We start from the raw sequence: 16,961 nt of genomic DNA on the forward strand, positions 1-16,961 counted from the left end.
CGCCGCGCCCGGCGAGTTCACTCCCGCGTGCCGTATCCCCCGCCGCCCGGTGTACGCAGGACCAGTACGTCGTCCACGGCCACGTCCGCGGAGTCGACCCCCTTCAGCGGGGTGCGCGTCCCGTCCGCGCGCTCCACCTCGTTGGCGCCGAGTTCGCCCGGCTCGCCGCCCGCCATGCCGTAGGGAGGCACCGTGCGGTGCCCGGTCAGCAGCGTCACCGTCATGGGCTCCAGGAAGCGGATGCGCCGGACGACTCCGTTCCCGCCGTCCCAACGGCCCGCCCCGCCGCTGCCGTTCCGGACGGCGAATCCGTCGACGCGCACCGGGTAGCGCCATTCGAGCACTTCGGGGTCGGTGAGGCGGGAGTTGGTCATATGGGTCTGGACGGCGTCGGCTCCGTCGAAGCCCTCTCCCGCGCCCGATCCGCTCGCCACCGTCTCGTAGTACTGGACCCGTTCGTTGCCGAAGGTGAGGTTGTTCATCGTGCCCGAGCCCTCGGCCTGGACGCCGAGCGCCGCGTACAGCGCTCCCGTCACGGCCTGCGAGGTCTCCACGTTGCCCGCCACCGTCGCCGCCGGGTAGGTCGGCGACAGCATCGAGCCGTCGGGCACCCGTACGTCCAGCGGCGCCAGACAACCGCTGTTGAGCGGGATGTCGTCGGCGACCAGCGTCCTGAAGACGTACAGGACGGCGGCCATCACCACGGAGCGGGGCGCGTTGAAGTTGCCTTCCTGCTGAGGTGAGGTCCCGGTGAAGTCGACGACCGCGCCGCGGGCCTCGCGGTCGACGCGCACGGCGACCTGGATGACGGCGCCGTTGTCGGTCTCGTAGCGGTAGGAGCCGTCGCTCAGCCCGGCGACGATTCGGCGTACGGACTCCTCCGCGTTGCGCCGGACATGACCCATGTAGGCGTCGACGACGTCGTAGCCGAACTGCTCGGTCATGCGGCGCAGTTCGGCGATGCCCTTCTCATTGGCGGCGATCTGGGCGCGCAGGTCGGCCAGGTTGGTGTCCGGGTCGCGGGAGGGGTACCGCGCGCCGGCGAGCAGTTCACGTGTCTCGGTCTCGCGCAGCCGGCCGTCGCGTACGAGCAGCCAGTTGTCGAAGAGCACGCCCTCCTCGTGGATGGTCCGGCTGAAGGCGGGCATCGAGCCGGGCGTGATGCCGCCGATCTCGGCGTGGTGGCCGCGCGAGGCGACCAGGAAGCGCAGGTGTTCGCCCTGTTCGTCGAAGACGGGCGTCACCACGGTCACGTCCGGGAGATGGGTGCCTCCGTGGTAGGGGTCGTTGACCGCGTACACGTCGCCGGGGCGCAGTGAGTCCTTGTCCCGCTTGAGCACCTCCTTGATGGATTCGCCCATGGAGCCCAGGTGGACGGGGATGTGCGGCGCGTTGGCGATGAGATTGCCCTGGGCGTCGAAGAGCGCGCAGGAGAAGTCGAGCCGTTCCTTGATGTTGACGGAGTGGGCGGTGTTCTCCAGCCGTACGCCCATCTGCTCGGCGATCGCCATGAAGAGGTTGTTGAAGACCTCCAGCAGCACCGGGTCCACGTCCGTGCCCGCGGCGACGCGGGGGGGGCGGGGGCTCACGCGGGTGAGGAGCAGATGTCCGAGGTCGCCGACGGCCGCCTGCCAGCCGGCGTCCACGACGGTCGTCGCGTCGGCCTCGGCGATCATCGCGGGGCCCTCGACGGTGTCGTCGGGCCGCAGGTCGGGGCGCTGGTGGAGCGGGCAGTCGCGCTCGGTGCCGTCGACGAACATCCGTACCGTCGCGGGCGGTACGGCCCCGCTCCCGCCGCCGCCTTCCACCGAGGTGGCCCGCGCCGCGTACTCGCCGTGCGACGCGGCCTTGCCGACGGCCTCGACCGACACGGCCTCGACCACCAGGGGTTTGTCCATGGTGAAGGCGTACCGCGAGCGGTGTTCGTTCTCGAATGCCGCCGTCATCCCGGCGGCGTCGCCGAGGGGTACCGCCAGGCTCGCGTCCGTTCCGGCGTACCGGAGCAGCACGCGCGCGTGGGTGGTGATCGCGTCGTCCGGGACGGAGTCGGCGCGCAGTTCTGCGCGGGTGCGCTCGGCGAGGGCGTCGCACAGTTCCCGTACCCGGCCGAGCGTGTCACCGGCGGCGTCCTCGCCGCCGAGTTGCGCTTCCACCGACTGCTCGCGCATGGCGGTGGCGTCGGCGAGCCCGATGCCGTAGGCGGAGAGGACACCGGCGAGCGGCGGCACGATCACCGTGTCGACGCCGAGCGCGTCCGCGACGGCGCAGGCGTGCTGGCCGCCGGCGCCGCCGAAGCTGGTCAGTGCGTAGCGGGTGATGTCGTGCCCGCGCTGCACGGAGATCTTCTTGACGGCGTTCGCCATGTTCAGCACGGCGATCTCCAGGAAACCGGCGGCGACTTCGGCCGGTTCGCGCCGTACACCGGTGGCCCGCTCGACCTCCGCGGCGAGGGCGGCGAAGCGCTCGCGCACGACGCCGGCGTCCAGCGGCTGGTCGCCGTCCGGGCCGAACACCGAGGGGAAGTGCGCCGGTTGGACCCGGCCGAGCATCACGTTGGCATCGGTGACGGTGAGCGGCCCGCCCCGGCGGTAGCAGGCGGGGCCCGGCACGGCGCCCGCCGAGTCGGGTCCGACGCGGTAGCGCTGGCCGTCGAAGTGCAGCACGGAGCCGCCGCCGGCCGCGACGGTGTGGATGTTCATCATGGGCGCGCGCATCCGCACCCCGGCGACCTGGGTGCCCAGTTCTCGCTCGAACTCCCCCGCGTAGTGGGAGACATCGGTCGACGTGCCGCCCATGTCGAAGCCGACGACGCGGTCGAAACCGGCCTGCCCGGAGGTACGGGCCATGCCGACGACACCGCCCGCCGGTCCTGACAGCACGGCGTCCTTCCCACGGAAGTGGGCGGCCTCGCGGAGCCCTCCGTTGGACTGCATGAACATCAGCCGGATGTCGCGCAGTTGGGAGGCGATCTCGTCGACGTAGCGCCGCAGGATCGGGGACAGGTAGGCGTCCACCACGGTGGTGTCGCCGCGCGGCACGAGTTTGATCAGCGGGCTGACCTCGTGGGAGCAGCTGACCTGGGTGAAGCCGGCGGCGCGGGCCGCCTCGGCGACGGCGCTCTCGTGGGCGGGGTGGCGGTAGCCGTGCATGAGGACGACCGCGGCGCTGCGGAAGCCGTCGTCGTACGCCTCCCGCAGCCGTGCGGCGACGGCTTCCGTGTCCAGTGGCCGCACGGTGGCGCCGTGCGCGTCGACGCGTTCGGGGACCTCGATGACGCGTTCGTGTACGGCCTCGGGCAGCACGATGTGGCGGTCGAAGAGGCGGGGGCGGTTCTGGTAGGCGATCCGCAGCGCGTCGCCGAAGCCCTCGGTAATGAGGAGGACGGTCGGCTCGCCACGGCGCTCGAGAAGCGCGTTCGTCGCGACGGTGGTGCCCATCTTCACCTGGGCGATCCGGTCGGCGGGGACCGGATCGTCCGGTGCTACGCCGAGGAGCAGCCGGATCCCGGCCACCGCCGCGTCGTCGTACTGCTCCGGATTGTGCGAGAGCAGCTTCCTGGTGACGAGGCGTCCGTCGGGCCTCCGCCCCACCACGTCGGTAAAGGTGCCGCCACGGTCGATCCAGAATTCCCAGGGCCCATTCATTCCCCCATTCTGGCAAGGGGAGTGACCGGGGGCAGTGCTGTCAGGGCGCGGGAGAGCGCGTGTTCGGCGCGCGCGTCGAGACGGGTGGCGGTGCCGCGCGCCAGGTGGCGCATCTCGGAGCCCGCGAGCCACAGCAGTTCGGGCAGCAGGTCGGTGCTTCTTCGCACCATCCAGCCGGCGCCCGCCGTCGCCATCCACAGCAGCGCCTCTGTCCGGGTGGGCTGGGGCCGCTCGGGCTCCTGGGGCGGCGGCGGACCCAGTGTCAGGCCGCGCGCGGTGAGCATCGCGTGGAACTGGGCGGCGATCATCCGGTGACCGCGTTCGCCGGGGTGCAGCCGGTCGGCGCTCCACAGGGAGCGGTCGGCGACCCACTCCGGGTCGGCGGCGTGCAGATGGACCGCGCCGTACCGCGCGGAGAGCTCGTGCGAGAGGGCGTTGACCGCGCGCTGTCTGCGCGCGAGCGGTCTCGCGAGCGGCGCGGGCAGGCCGAGCATGATGCCGGGGTCGGGGAGACAGGCGGTGAGCAGGACGGTGCCGCGCGTGGTGAGGGCCGCGCAGACCTCGTCGAGGGCGCGGGCGATGGCGGCGATGTCGAAGGCCCGGCGGAGGGTGTCGTTGACGCCTACGACGACGGAGGCGATGTCGGGCGCGAAGGCGAGCGCGGCGGGGGCCTGCCGCTCGCGTACGTCGCGGGTCAGGGCGCCGCTGGTGGCGAAGTTACGGAAGACGGGGGCGGGTTCGGCCCCGGCCGGGCTCGGCGCCTTGCGGCCGGGACGGCCACCGGGGCGGCGGCTCGTCCGGCCGACCGGCCGGCCGACGTCTCCGTCGGCCGTCCCGAGCGCCTCGGCGAGCAGGACCGCCCAGCCGCGCCACCCGCCGTCCACGCGGTCCCCCACGCCCGCGGTGAGCGAGTCACCGAGGGCGGCGAAACGCACCGGCCTCGGTACGGAGGGCTTCGTGGAGACAGCGACCTCGGGCGGCGCCCCGGGGTTCGCGTACACGGTCATGACGGACCCCCGTTCGGAGGCCGCACCGGCGCGGCCGAAAGGGACGCGGCTGACGTGACCGGTGTGGCGGCGGGGAGGCGGGGCACGAACGGCACGGACGGCACGGACGGCACGGAGGGAACAGCGGGCACCGACGACGCGGCGATGGGCGATTCCGCTGTCAGGGGCCTGACATCAGGCATGACATCGGACACGGCATCAGGCATCACGGCGGGCACGAACGGCACGGTCGTTCCTACGACGGAGGTTCCCGTCGCCGCGGGCGGCCCGACGGCGGACCTCTCCGCCGGAAGCACGTCCCGTCCCGTGAGCACCGGCGCCTCGTGCGCCGCCAGGAAGGCGGCCACCGCCCGGTCCCATCCGAAGAGCTCGGCGCGCGCCCGCGCCGCCGCGCGACGCGCGCCCTCCGGACGGGCGAGGAGTTCCTGTACGGCGTCGGCGAACGCCCGCGGCGTGTCCGCCGCCGTACAGCCCGCCGCGCCCAGGATCTCCGGGAGTGCCGACGTCGCGCTGGAGACCACGGGCGTGCCACTGGCGAGTGCTTCGAGCGCGGACAGGCCGAACGTCTCGGCCGGTCCCGGCGCCAGGCAGATGTCCGCGGAGGCCTGAAGGTCCGCCAGCTCCTCCCGGTCGCCCACGTGCCCGAGGAACTCCACGGGCAGCCGCCGCTCGCGCGCCCGGCGGGCCAGGCCGCCCGCCAGCGGGCCGTCCCCGGCGACCACCAGCGACGCCCGCACACCCCGGCCGATGAGCACCGCGAGGGCGTCGACGGCGGCGGCCGGGCGCTTCTCCACGGAGAGCCGCGAGCAGAGCAGCAGCAGGACGTCGGCACCGCGCGCGTACTTGGCGCGCAGGGCCTCGCGGCGCCGGTCCGGCCGGCACCGCACCAGGTCGACACCGAGCGGCGCGCGCACCACGTTGCGCGCGCCTATCCGGACGAACTCACGCTCGGCCCACTCGGTGGTGCACACGATCCGTGAATACGCCCAGGCGCTGCGCTTGTTGAGCCGGTCGGCGGCCCGTTCGGCCGCCGAGTCCGGTACGCCCCACGTGCGCAGCACCCCGTCGGCCGTCTCGTGGGACACCATCACCGAGGGGATCCGGCGGCGGCGAGCCCACTCCCCGGTCCACCGCAGGGTGGTGCGGTCGGAGACCTCCAGGCGGTCCGGGGCGAGGGATTCGAGCAGAGCGCTCAGGCGCCGGCGGCTGGTGAGCACGCGGTAGCCGCCGGTGCCGGGCAGCACCGCTCCGGACAGGGTGATCACGCGCCCCTGTGCCGTTTCCACGTCGCTCGGCCGCTCACCGGGGACGATCAGGACGGGTTCGTGCCCGGCGGCCCGGTAGCCCGTGCCGAGCTCCTGGAGGGCGGTCCTGAGGCCGCCGGAGGCCGGGGTGACGAAGTTGGCCAGCCGTACGATCCGTATGCCGCCGGAGTCCGCTGTGCCGCTCATGCGACCACCGCCGTGCGCTCGCCGAGCACCTCCGCGTAGTGGTCGAGCAGTTGGTCGCCCACCGCTGCCCACGTACGGCCCTCGACCGTGGCGCGCGCCGTGCGTCCGTAGGAGGCGCGCAGTTCCGGGGCGTTCTGGAGGTCCCTGATGGCGCCGGTGACGGCGCGCGCGTCGTGCGGCGGCACCAGCAGCCCCGTGCGGCCGTGGTCGACCAGGTCGAGCGGTCCGCCCGCCGCCGGCGCGACCACCGGTGTGCCACTGGCCATGGCCTCCTGGACGGTCTGGCAGAACGTCTCGTACGGCCCGGTGTGCGCGAAGACGTCGAACGAGGCGAAGATCCGCGCCAGTTCGTCTCCGGTCCGGCGGCCGAGGAACACCGCGCCGGGGAGTGTCGCGCGCAGGGACGGCTCGCTCGGCCCGTCCCCGACGATCACGACACGGACGCCGGGCAGTCCACAGGCGCCGGACAGAAGTTCGACGTGCTTCTCGGGCGCGAGCCTGCCGACGTAACCGACGATCATCTCGCCGTTGGGCGCGAGCCGGCGACGCAGTTCGTCGTCCCGCAGGTCGGGCCGGAACCTGACGGTGTCCACGCCGCGCGGCCAGAGCCGGACGCGCGGTACGCGGTGCTCCTCCAGGTCCCTCATGGCGGCGCTGGACGGGGCGAGGGTGCGGTCGGCCGCGCTGTGCACGGCGCGCAGCCGCCGCCAGGCGGCCGCCTCGCCCGCGCCCATGTAGGTACGCGCGTAGCCGGCGAGGTCGGTCTGGTAGACGGCGACGGCGGGGATGCCCAGCCGTGCGGCGGCGGCCATGCCGCGTACGCCGAGGACGAACGGCCCGGCGAGGTGCACGACGTCCGCCCGGTGCGCCGCGAGGGTCGCGGCGACCCGGCGGCTGGGGAGGGCGACGCGTACCTGGGGATAGCCGGGCAGCGGCAGCGAGGGAATGCGCACCACGGGGCACGGTGCGTCGGAATCGATCGTGCGGGGAGAGGTGGAACGGGGAGAGGCCGTGAGGGGAGAGGTGGTGCGCGGGGACGGGGAGAAGGAGGCGGCGGGGGACGGGGAGGTGGCCTCGGCGGCCGCTGACGCGGCTGCCGATGAGGCCGGTGCGATGACGAGCGGGTCATGGCCGCGTGCGACGAGGTGCCGGGCGGTCTGGAGGGCGCAGTGCGCCACGCCGTTCACATCGGGCGGGAAGGATTCGGTGACGATGACGACACGCATACCCGTGTTCTCGCCGTACCGAGGGTGGTCCCGCCAACGTGGATCTTTCCGCGTGGAAAACGTCCCGTGAGCATTGGTGTTTCAAGGGCCCGAGCGGAACTTCGGGGGCCTCACGGCCGTTCGCGCCCCTGATCGCAATCGGCGTGCGCCGGGCGGTTCACTTGCTGGAATCCGTACGGCCATGCCTGCCCGGTAGAACCCGCCGACCGCCCGGGAGACGCGCGTCCGAGGGTCTTGCCCCGCCCGGCGCGCCCCCGGGCGGAGCGGCCGTTCATACGGCGGGCGCGTCAGGGCCGATCCGTCTCCGTACGGCGGTCTGCACCTCGGCCTCCTCGGCCGGATCCGCAGCGAGTCGGCGCAGCCTGTCGGCCACCCGTACGTCGCCGGTCTCGGCGTGCCGCGCGGCGACCTCTCTGGTGGTCTCCTCGCAGTCCCAGAGGCATTCGACGGCGAATCCCGCGGGGAACGAGGGGTCGGTGGCCGCGAGCGCCCTGGCCGCACGGCCGCGGAGATGCGAGGAGGCCGTCTCTCGGTAGACATGGCGCAGGACGGGCGCCGCACAGCCGATGCCGAGCCGTCCGGTGCCGTCCACGAGGGTCCACAGGCGGGGCGCGTCGGGCCCTTCGGACCGTACGGCCTCCCGGAGGGCGCCGAGCACGAGCTGGGTGTCCTGCGGACCGCCCCGGGTGGCGAGGACGCCCGCCGCGGAGGCGCCGAGGGCGTCGGGCCGGTGCACCCAGCCGCGCGCCCGGTCGACGGCGGCGTCGCCGCACATCCGCTCGAAGGCGGCGACGGCGGCTCCTGACAGGCTCTCCGACGGATCGGCCGCCGCGGCCTCGATCAGGTCGAGGACGGCGGGATCGCGGGCCTCGGCGAGGTAGTGCAGCGCCGCGGAGCGCGCGCCGTCGGGGCCGCTGCGGCCCGCTTCGACGATCTCGGCGCGGTCGTCGGGTCCGGCGACGGCGGTCAGACACCGGGCAGCGGGGACGTGCAGGGTCGTGCCTCGTTCGAGGCCGTCCTGCGCCCATTCGAAGACGGCTTGGACGCTCCAGCCGGGGCGCGGTCCGCTCGGCCGCAACTGCTGCTGCCATCGGTCGAAGGAGCCCTGTTCCTGAGCGGCCCTGACGCGGACGGCGACCGCCTCGCGCGGGTCGTCGGCCCAGAGCCGCCAGGGCCTGGGCTCGAACGCGCCCCGCAGGGCGGTGGCCAGCTCGGCGTCACCCTCGGGTGTGGTGGGGAATCTGGCGAGGATCCGCGGAGCGAGTGATCGCAGTCCCGCGTCGTCGTCGCGCAGGGCCAGCTCGTCCAGCGCCCAGGTCCAGTTGGAGCCCGACGCGGCGTACCGGCGCAGGAGCGCCAGGGCGTCGTCCCGTCCGTAGGAGGCGAGGTGCCCCAGTACGGCGAGGGAGAGCCCGGTACGCGACTCCTCGGTGTCGAAGTGGTCCTCGGCACGGAAGAGGTGGTGTTCGAGCGCTTCGAGATCTCCGTGGAGGTCGAGATAGAGACGTGCGTAGTAGAGGGAGCGGTTCTCGACCTGCCAGTCGTGGCGCGGGTCGTTCATGACGCAGTGGTTGAGGGCGTTGAGCGCCTCGGCACGGGGTGCGGCCAGCGCGTGCAGAGTGCCGTCGCCGCGCCCCCTTTGCAGCAGGCCGAGCAGTGTGCCGCTCGGCGCTATGACTGGATCGAACATGGGGAGAGCCTCACATCAAGCTGTCGACGCAACCGGGGGGTGGGGATGCCTAGGCTGCCTAGGCCGCGCGACAACATCGCTCGACCGTCGTCTCCTGCTTGGTGTAGACCATCTTCCTCTGCCTCTCGTCGGTGGCCCCTTCCGGGCCCGACGTCATGATGACCCACCCATTTCGCCACCGCGACCACATTTACGACGCCTCCCTTCACCGCGCTCCGAACAGCTCCAGCAGGTCCGTCTTCCCGAACATCCGTGCCGTATCCACGGCGGAGGGTGTTCCGGCTGTCGGATCGGCCCCGCCGTCGAGCAACTCGCGGATCACGGCGTCCTCTCCTTTGAAGACGGCGCCGGCCAGTGGCGTCTGCCCGCGGTCGTTGGCGCGGTCGGCCTCGGCGCCGCGCGAGAGCAGGGCCGCGACGGCGGGCGCGTGACCGTGGTAGGCGGCGAGCATGACCAGGGTGTCGCCCCGGTCGTTGGTGAGGTTCGCGGGGACACCGGCGTCGACATAGGCGGCGAGCGTCTCCGTCTCGCCCCGGCGCGCGAGGTCGAAGACCTTGGTCGCCAGTTCGACGACGTCGCTGTCGGGAGCGGCGCCGTGGGAAGGATCCGGGGCCTCGCTCATCGGTGAACCGCCTCTCATGCCGCTGACCTGGGACGCACGACTGCGGCGCCGTACGAGTGAATCGACAGATTACTGCCCCGTAGACCACTCCGGGGCGACAGAGGCCGTAGCAAGCGGCGCGCGGGACCGTACTGTCCGCCGGTCAAGTGAAATTCCAGGAATTTCACCCACTTGCACCTTTTATCACATGGATACTTACTGTGAGCATGGAACAACTCATGGTGACTGTCCCCCTCGACCAGGAGAACCCCTCATGATCCTGTCCATGTCAGGCGTCGTGCTGCTCGGAATCATCGTCTTCCTCTTCTTCAGGAAGGACGGGCTCAAGGCATCCCACGCGCTCGTCTGCGCGCTCTTCGGCTTCTATCTCGCGGGCACAGCCATCGCCCCGAGCATCACGGCCGGGGGCGCCAGCCTCGCGGGCCTACTGGGCGGGATCAAGTTCTGACCGCCTTCCATCCCACCAGCACCTTCCGCACCTTCAGGAGACCGACGTGGCCCGGCGACCACTCCCCCGCATTCTGAGCAGCGGCAGCGCTCACATCACTCGCAGCCGAGAGATGGCCCGCTCGGCCGCCGACAGCGCCACCGACGTCCTCCATCCGCTGATCACGATCACCCGTGGTCTGCGCCTGCTGGCCGGCGCGGGACGGCGGAAATGGGCCGCCACGCCCAAGGACCGGCGTGGTCCCGCGCTGTTCCTGGTGGCGGCCCTCGTCCTGGTGGTCGCGCTCGTCCCGTACGGACCGCTGCTCGCCCTCATCTCGGTGATGGCGGTGGCCGGCTGGCAGGGCCGCGACCGTACGCCGTCCCGGACCGGGCCCGACGAGGCGGAGCTTCAGCGCCTGCGTTCTCTTTACGAGGCGCTGGTGCCGTACTTCTCCCTCCCCGAGGACCCGAACCCGCTCTTCGCCCACGGCGGGGAGTGGGAGAAGGCCTTCGACGAGTACGAGTTCGACGCCGACGGGCGTCTCACCCGGCTGCGGGTGTCGTACCCGCCGTACTTCATGGACGGTGAGCACTCCTCCCGCGTACGGATCGAGCACCTGATGTACGCGAAGTCCGGGCGCGGCAGGGAGTACCTCTTCGACTGGGACGAGGAGGGCAACGAGCTCGTCATGAGCGTGCTGCCCCCGCTTCCCACCGGCATCGCCGCCCAGCGCTTCGTCACCGCCCCCGGCGAGACGGTGCTCGGCTTCACCGACGCCGGCGCGGTCCGGCGGACCGTCCCGGTCAGGGAGGGCGACGAGACCCGTGACGCCCCTCCGGTTCTCTGGCGTACGGGCGCCCGGTCGACCGAGCCTCATCTGCTCGCCGTCGGACGCCCGGGCAGCGGCACCACAAGTCTGCTCCGCTCGATCGCTCTCCAGGCGCTCCCCCACGGCGACGTCGTGATCGTGGAGGGCGGCGGAACCGGTGAGTACGCCAGTCTCGACGGGCGTACGGGCGTTCTCGCCGTGGAGCGCGGGCTCTCGGGCGCGCTGGCCGGTCTCGAATGGGCCGCCAACGAGACGGAACGGCGGCTGATCGCCGCCAACCGTGCCCGGCAGTCCGGTCACGCCGTGCCCGAGGACACCAAGCGCCCCCTGTGGCTCCTGCTGGACCGGCCGAGCGCCTTCGCCCATGTGGCGGCCGCCGACGGGCGGCCCGATCCGCAGGAGCTGCTCCACGTGCCGTTGCGGCACGGCAGGGCCGCGAACGTGACCGTGGTCGTGGCGGAACAGTTCGAGACCCTGGACGCGCTCAGTGAGACCGTACGGACGCACACCCGCGCCCGGGTCGTGCTGGGCGCCGCCACGCGCGAGGAGCTGGAGTCGGTCCTCGGCGCACCGCCGCACACCATCCCCACGCCGGACATCCCCACCGGCCGGGGTTACGCGCGGCTCGGCACCGGCCCGGTGCTCAGACTCCAGGTCCCGGCCACGCCCGATCCGTACGACGACGCCACGAGCGACGCGCACCGAAGGGCGGTCCTGGAGCTGCTGCCGGACCGGCACACGCCGCTCCACGGATCGACGGCGGCCACCACGCGGGCGCCCGAACCGGGTCCGGAACCGGCCGCGTCCGCGCCGCCCGCACCGGACCCGGAGCCCGGTCCCCCGGCTCAGCCGCGGTCGAGGCACCAGCGCCAGAGCCCGGCGCCGGTGCCCGCCGCCGTACCGGCCGAGGGCTGACCGTCCCCGGCCGTTCGCACACCGCTCAGGCGACGAACGTGCGCGGCGCGTCCGTACCGGCGCGCGCGCCGCTCTCCACGAGACGCGCGGCAGCCGCCAGCCGTACGGCCGCCTCGTCGGCGACGGGGCCGCCGACGGTGAACGGCAGCCGTACGTAGCCCTCGAAGGCCCCGTCGACGCCGAAGCGCGGTCCGCCCGGCACCCGTACGCCCACCCGTTCGCCCAGCTCGGCGATGCGCGAGCCCGACAGGCCGCCGGTGCGCACCCAGAGCGTCAGTCCGCCGCGCGGCACGTCGAACTCCCAGCTCGGCAGCTCCCTGCGGACGGCGGCCACCAGCGCGTCGCGGTTCTCTGCGGCCTGGGCACGCCGGATGTCGACCGCCCGCTCCCAGCCGCCGGTGCCCATCAGCCAGTTGATCGCGAGCTGTTCGAGCACGGGGGTGCCGAGGTCGGCGTAGGCACGGGCGGAGACCAGCGAGCGGATGACCTCGGGCGCGGCCCGGACCCAGCCGATGCGCATGCCCGCCCAGAAGGCCTTGCTGGCGGAGCCGACCGTGAGGACGGTGCTGCCAGCGGGATCGAAGGCACAGACGGGCGGCGGCAGTCGCTCACCCGGCCGGTCCCCGTCCAGATACAGCTCGGACATCGTCTCGTCCACGACGAGCACGGTCCCCGCCGAACGCGCCGCCTCGACCAGCGCCCGGCGCTGGTCCTCCGTGGCCAGGGCCCCCGTCGGGTTGTGGAAGTCGGCGACGACGTAGGCGAGCCGGGGCGCGGCCTCCCGCAGCACCTGGCGCCAGCGCGGCAGGTCCCAGCCCGCCAGCCCCTCGGCCATGGCGACGGGGACGAGCCGCGCGCCCGCCTCGCGCATCAGCTGGAGGATGTTCGCGTAGCTGGGCGACTCGACGGCGACGCGCTCGCCGCGCCCGGCGAAGAGATGACAGATCGCGTCGATCGCGCCCATGGCGCCGGTGGTGACCATGATCTGCTCGGGCATGGTCGGGATCCCGCGCGCGGTGTACCGGTCGGCGAGCGTCTGGCGAAGCGCGGGCAGCCCCGCCGGGTAGTCACCGTGGGTGTGGGCGTACGGCGGGAGCTCCTCCAGCGCGCCCTGCACGGCGCGGGTGAGCCAGGGCTCGGGCGCCGTCAGGGCGGCGCAGCCGAGGTCGATCATGGAGCCGAGGGAGTCCGGCGGCAGCGGTTCGAGGCCGCGGGCGGGCAGCGGGTTCCCGGCCGGTACGGCGGTCCAGCTCCCGGCGCCTCTGCGTGATTCCAGGAATCCCTCGGCGCGCAGGGCCTCGTACGCGGCGGCCACCGTCGTACGGCTGACGGAGAGCGCGAGTGCCAGTTCGCGTTCGGCGGGAAGCCGGGCGGCGACCGGGACGCGGCCTTCGAGGACGAGCAGCCGCACCCCGTCGGCGAGGGCGCGGTAGGCGGGCGGTTTACGGGTGCCGGGGCCCGCGGGCCGGGACTGCTGGGCGTTGAGCTGTCGCGCGAGCTGAGCCGCTCCGACCGCTGAAGTCCACTGCGTCATTGAAACCAGTCCACCTTCCCCGAATTGGCCATGGTTGACCCTCACCACCCAGCCACAGAGTGACACAGCCCAGTCCACTCCTTCCACCTCCGGAGGACAGCACCTTGCCCACCACACCCGTTCTCCGGGGAAAGCGGCTTCCGCGCCGGCTCGTCCAGCTCTACACAGGTCTGGCCCTGTACGGCGTGAGCTCGGCCCTGCTGGTCAGGGGCGGCCTCGGGCTGGAGCCGTGGGGTGTACTGCACCAGGGTCTGTCGACACGCACCGGGCTGACCATGGGCGTCGTCTCGATCGTCGTCGGCGCGGTCGTACTGCTGCTGTGGATCCCGATCCGGCAGCGCCCCGGGCTCGGCACGGTCTCCAACGTCTTCGTGGTCGGCATCGCGATGGACGGCGCCCTGGCCCTGGTCCCGGACGGCCGCGGCCTCGCCGTACAGATCCCGCTGCTGACCGCGGGCATCGTCCTCAACGGCGTGGCCACGGGCCTCTACATCGCGGCCCGTTTCGGCCCCGGCCCCCGGGACGGCCTGATGACAGGGCTGCACCGGCTCACCGGCTGTTCGGTGCGGCTGGTCCGTACCGGGATAGAGGTGGCCGTCGTCGCCACCGGCTTCGTCCTCGGCGGTTCCGTCGGGATCGGCACGATCGCCTACGCGCTGGCGATCGGGCCGCTCGCCCAGTTCTTCCTGCGCGTCTTCGTCGTCCCGCCGACGGCGGACGGCGGCACGGCCGTCGCCGGGGGTTCCCCCGAGCAGGCCATACTTCGGCCGTGACTCCCGTACGCCATCCCTATCTGGACCATCCGTCGCCGATCGCGTTCGCCCACCGGGGCGGCGCGGCCGACGGGACCGAGAACACGGCGGCCGCGTTCCGGCGCGCGGCCGCGCTCGGTTACCGCTACTTCGAGACCGACGTGCACACCACGTCCGACGGCAAGCTCGTCGCCTTCCACGACTCGACGCTCGACCGGGTCACCGACCTGAGCGGCCGGATCTCCGAGCTGCCGTGGAGCGAGGTGAGGCGGGCCAGGGCCGGCGGCGGAGAACCGCTCCCGCTCTTCGAGGATCTTCTGGAGGAGTTCCCCGACGCCCGCTGGAATGTCGACATGAAGGCGGAGCCCGCACTCCACCCGCTGCTCAATCTGATCGGGCGGACGGACAGCTGGGACCGGGTGTGCGTGGGCTCCTTCTCCGAAGCACGGGTCGCGCGGGCGCACCGGCTGGCGGGTCCCCGGCTGGCCACGTCGTACGGCGTGCGCGGGGTGCTCGGTCTGCGGATGCGCTCGTACGGGGTGCCCGCGCCGGTCCGCGACGGCGCCGTCAGCGCGCAGGTCCCGCAGCGCCAGAGCGGTCTGCCGGTGGTCGACAGACGCTTCGTACGGACGGCGCACTCCCGGGGTCTCCAGGTGCATGTCTGGACGGTCAACGAGGCGGATCGGATGCACGCGCTCCTGGACCTCGGCGTGGATGGCATCATGACCGATCAACTGGAGACGCTGCGCACGGTGTTCACCGAGCGCGGGGTCTGGCACTGACGGTTTCCGGATGTTCCCCACGGGGGACGAATGAGGGGGCACGCGGGTGACCGCCGACACCGCGGACCTGACCGCCGACGAGACGGGCCGAATACGCGAGCAGCGCGGCTGGTACTTCTACGACTTCGCGTGCTCCGTCTACTCCACCAGCGTCGTCACCGTCTTCCTCGGGCCGTATCTGACGAGCGTGGCGAAGGCCGCCGCCGACGCCGACGGTTTCGTCCATCCGCTGGGCGTCCCGGTACGGGCCGGTTCGGTCTTCGCGTACTCGGTCTCCGTCTCGATCGTGCTGGCCGTGCTGCTGATGCCGCTGGCCGGAGCGGCGGCGGACCGGACCGGGCGGAAGAAGCCGCTGCTGGCCGTCGCCGCCTATGTGGGGGCCGGGGCCACCGCGGGCATGTTCTTCCTGGACGGCGACCGCTATCTGCTGGGTGTCGTCCTGCTGATCGTGGCGAACGCCTCGCTGTCGGTGTCCATGGCGCTCTACAACGCCTATCTGCCGCAGATAGCCACGCCCGAGGAGCGCGACGCCGTGTCCTCACGCGGCTGGGCCTTCGGCTACACCTCGGGCGCCCTCGTCCTCGTACTGAACCTGATCCTCTACACGGGCCACGAGTCCTTCGGTGTATCGGAGTCGACCGCCGTACGGATCTGTCTGGCCTCCGCCGGTGTCTGGTGGGGCGCCTTCACCCTCATACCTCTGAGCAGACTGCGCGACAGACGGGTGGAGAAGCACGGCGGCAGCGCGGGCGAAGGGGCGCTCGGCACGGGCTGGCGCCAGCTGATGGCCACCTTGCGCGACATGCGCCGCCATCCCCTCACCCTCTCCTTCCTGCTCGCCTATCTGATCTACAACGACGGCGTGCAGACGGTGATCTCCCAGGCGTCGGTCTACGGCTCCGAGGAACTGGGGCTCGACCAGACGACGCTGATCACCGCCGTGCTGCTGGTGCAGGTCCTGGCGGTCGTGGGCGCCCTCGGCATGGGCCGGCTGGCGCGGATCCACGGGGCCAAACGGACGATTCTCGCGTCCCTCGCCGTCTGGACGGTGATTCTCGCGGCCGGTTACCTCCTGCCGGCGGGGGCTCCGGTCTGGTTCTTCGCCCTCGCCGCCGCGATCGGCATGGTGCTCGGCGGGAGTCAGGCGCTGTCGCGCTCGCTCTTCTCGCATCTGGTGCCGCGCGGCAAGGAGGCCGAGTACTTCGCCGCGTACGAGATGAGCGACCGCGGGCTGAGCTGGCTGGGGCCCCTGGTTTTCGGGCTCGCCTATCAGGTGACCGGCAGCTACCGGGACGCGATTCTCTCCCTGGTGGTCTTCTTCGTGATCGGCTTCGCGCTGCTCGCGAGGGTGCCGGTGCGCAGGGCCGTTGCCGAGGCCGGAAACCCCGTGCCGGAGCGGATTTAGACGTTGAAGTGAAAGCGCGGTAGTGTACGCCGTTGGCCTGCCAGCCGGACCGTCACCGCGTGTCACAGAAGCGAAAACGTGGGATGACATCCAGCGCCAAATGTGACAAACCGGGCACTGGTGGGTACAACAAGGGGCGGCACGACGGCGACGCATGACCCGGCACGGGAATCTTTACCGCCGACCGGACGTTGACCGGAAGACGACGACAGCGACACCTGTCCTGTGGGCGACAAGCCCGGGAGGCACGATTCATGAGTGAGCGAGCTCTCCGCGGCACGCGACTTGTGGTTACCAGCTACGAGACGGACCGCGGCATCGATCTGGCCCCGCGCCAGGCGGTGGAGTACGCATGCCAGAACGGCCATCGATTTGAGATGCCGTTCTCGGTAGAGGCGGAAATTCCGCCGGAGTGGGAGTGCAAGGCGTGTGGCGCCCAAGCACTCCTGGTGGACGGGGATGGTCCCGAGGAGAAGAAGGGCAAGCCTGCGCGTACGCACTGGGACATGCTCATGGAGCGGCGCACACGCGAGGAGTTGGAGGAGGTGCTGGCCGAACGGCTGGCAGTCCTGCGCTCCGGCGCCATGAACATCGCGGTGCATCCGAGGGACAGCCGAAAGTCGGCCTGACCCTGTCGGGACCGCCACAACAGCACAGACAGAGAGCCGTGGGGG

The 16,961-nt window shown here is 72.3% G+C and carries 12 protein-coding genes and 1 pseudogene; 6 read left to right on the forward strand and 7 right to left on the reverse strand.

Translation table 11 applies throughout. From position 1 onward, the window contains the following. Positions 1–17: 17 nt before the first annotated feature. From IEY79_RS21255 to IEY79_RS21280, 6 genes and pseudogenes are all read right to left on the reverse strand, one after another. A complete protein-coding gene (locus IEY79_RS21255) occupies positions 18–3,644 on the reverse strand; it encodes a hydantoinase B/oxoprolinase family protein (RefSeq protein WP_189109151.1) in 3,627 nt (1,208 codons plus the stop codon). Then, entirely contained in the window at positions 3,641–4,651 is a 1,011-nt protein-coding gene (locus tag IEY79_RS21260) for an SGNH/GDSL hydrolase family protein (protein WP_189109152.1), read from the reverse strand. Before IEY79_RS21260 ends, IEY79_RS21255 begins: the two co-directional genes overlap by 4 nt. A 287-nt stretch (positions 4,652–4,938) precedes the next feature. Continuing rightward, positions 4,939–6,102, reverse strand: a pseudogene (locus IEY79_RS21265) (glycosyltransferase); the annotation flags it as partial. Continuing rightward, positions 6,099–7,328 (reverse strand): glycosyltransferase family 4 protein, encoded by a 1,230-nt coding sequence (locus IEY79_RS21270; RefSeq protein ID WP_189109153.1) that lies wholly within the window; start codon positions 7,326–7,328, stop codon positions 6,099–6,101. The gene IEY79_RS21270 and the pseudogene IEY79_RS21265, both read right to left, overlap by 4 nt. Positions 7,329–7,599: 271 nt before the next feature. Then, a complete protein-coding gene (locus IEY79_RS21275; RefSeq protein WP_189109154.1) occupies positions 7,600–9,018 on the reverse strand; it encodes a HEAT repeat domain-containing protein in 1,419 nt (472 codons plus the stop codon). A 205-nt stretch (positions 9,019–9,223) separates the two neighbouring features. Then, positions 9,224–9,640, reverse strand: coding sequence for an ankyrin repeat domain-containing protein (locus tag IEY79_RS21280; protein ID WP_189109155.1), 417 nt, complete (start codon positions 9,638–9,640; stop codon positions 9,224–9,226). A 253-nt stretch (positions 9,641–9,893) separates the two neighbouring features. Here IEY79_RS21280 and IEY79_RS21285 point away from each other — a divergent pair, with 253 nt between their 5' ends. Continuing rightward, positions 9,894–10,088, forward strand: a complete 195-nt coding sequence (locus IEY79_RS21285) for a hypothetical protein (protein WP_189109156.1) — start codon at positions 9,894–9,896, stop codon at positions 10,086–10,088. A 46-nt stretch (positions 10,089–10,134) separates the two neighbouring features. Beyond that, positions 10,135–11,814, forward strand: a complete 1,680-nt coding sequence (locus IEY79_RS21290) for a hypothetical protein (RefSeq protein ID WP_189109157.1) — start codon at positions 10,135–10,137, stop codon at positions 11,812–11,814. Between the two features lie 25 nt (positions 11,815–11,839). Here the strand turns inward: IEY79_RS21290 and IEY79_RS21295 are convergent, their stop codons facing one another. Next, on the reverse strand, positions 11,840–13,348 hold the full coding sequence (locus IEY79_RS21295; protein WP_189109158.1) for an SCO1417 family PLP biosynthesis transcription factor: 1,509 nt from the start codon (positions 13,346–13,348) through the stop codon (positions 11,840–11,842). 104 nt (positions 13,349–13,452) lie between these two features. Here IEY79_RS21295 and yczE point away from each other — a divergent pair, with 104 nt between their 5' ends. The 4 genes from yczE (at position 13,453) to IEY79_RS21315 (ending at position 16,916) form a co-directional block, all read left to right on the forward strand. Continuing rightward, the gene (gene yczE, locus IEY79_RS21300) at positions 13,453–14,121 is read left to right on the forward strand and encodes a membrane protein YczE (protein WP_189109159.1); all 669 of its coding nucleotides are present in this window, start codon (positions 13,453–13,455) and stop codon (positions 14,119–14,121) included. Next, a complete protein-coding gene (locus tag IEY79_RS21305) occupies positions 14,118–14,882 on the forward strand; it encodes a glycerophosphodiester phosphodiesterase family protein (protein ID WP_189109160.1) in 765 nt (254 codons plus the stop codon). Before yczE ends, IEY79_RS21305 begins: the two co-directional genes overlap by 4 nt. 46 nt (positions 14,883–14,928) lie before the next feature. Beyond that, entirely contained in the window at positions 14,929–16,287 is a 1,359-nt protein-coding gene (locus tag IEY79_RS21310; protein ID WP_189109161.1) for an MFS transporter, read from the forward strand. Between the two features lie 254 nt (positions 16,288–16,541). Next, entirely contained in the window at positions 16,542–16,916 is a 375-nt protein-coding gene (locus IEY79_RS21315; RefSeq protein ID WP_003959706.1) for an RNA polymerase-binding protein RbpA, read from the forward strand. Positions 16,917–16,961 lie beyond the last annotated feature (45 nt).

Origin of the sequence: Streptomyces camponoticapitis (assembly GCF_014646115.1) — a bacterium.
GTDB classification, from domain to species: Bacteria; Actinomycetota; Actinomycetes; order Streptomycetales; family Streptomycetaceae; genus Streptomyces; species Streptomyces camponoticapitis.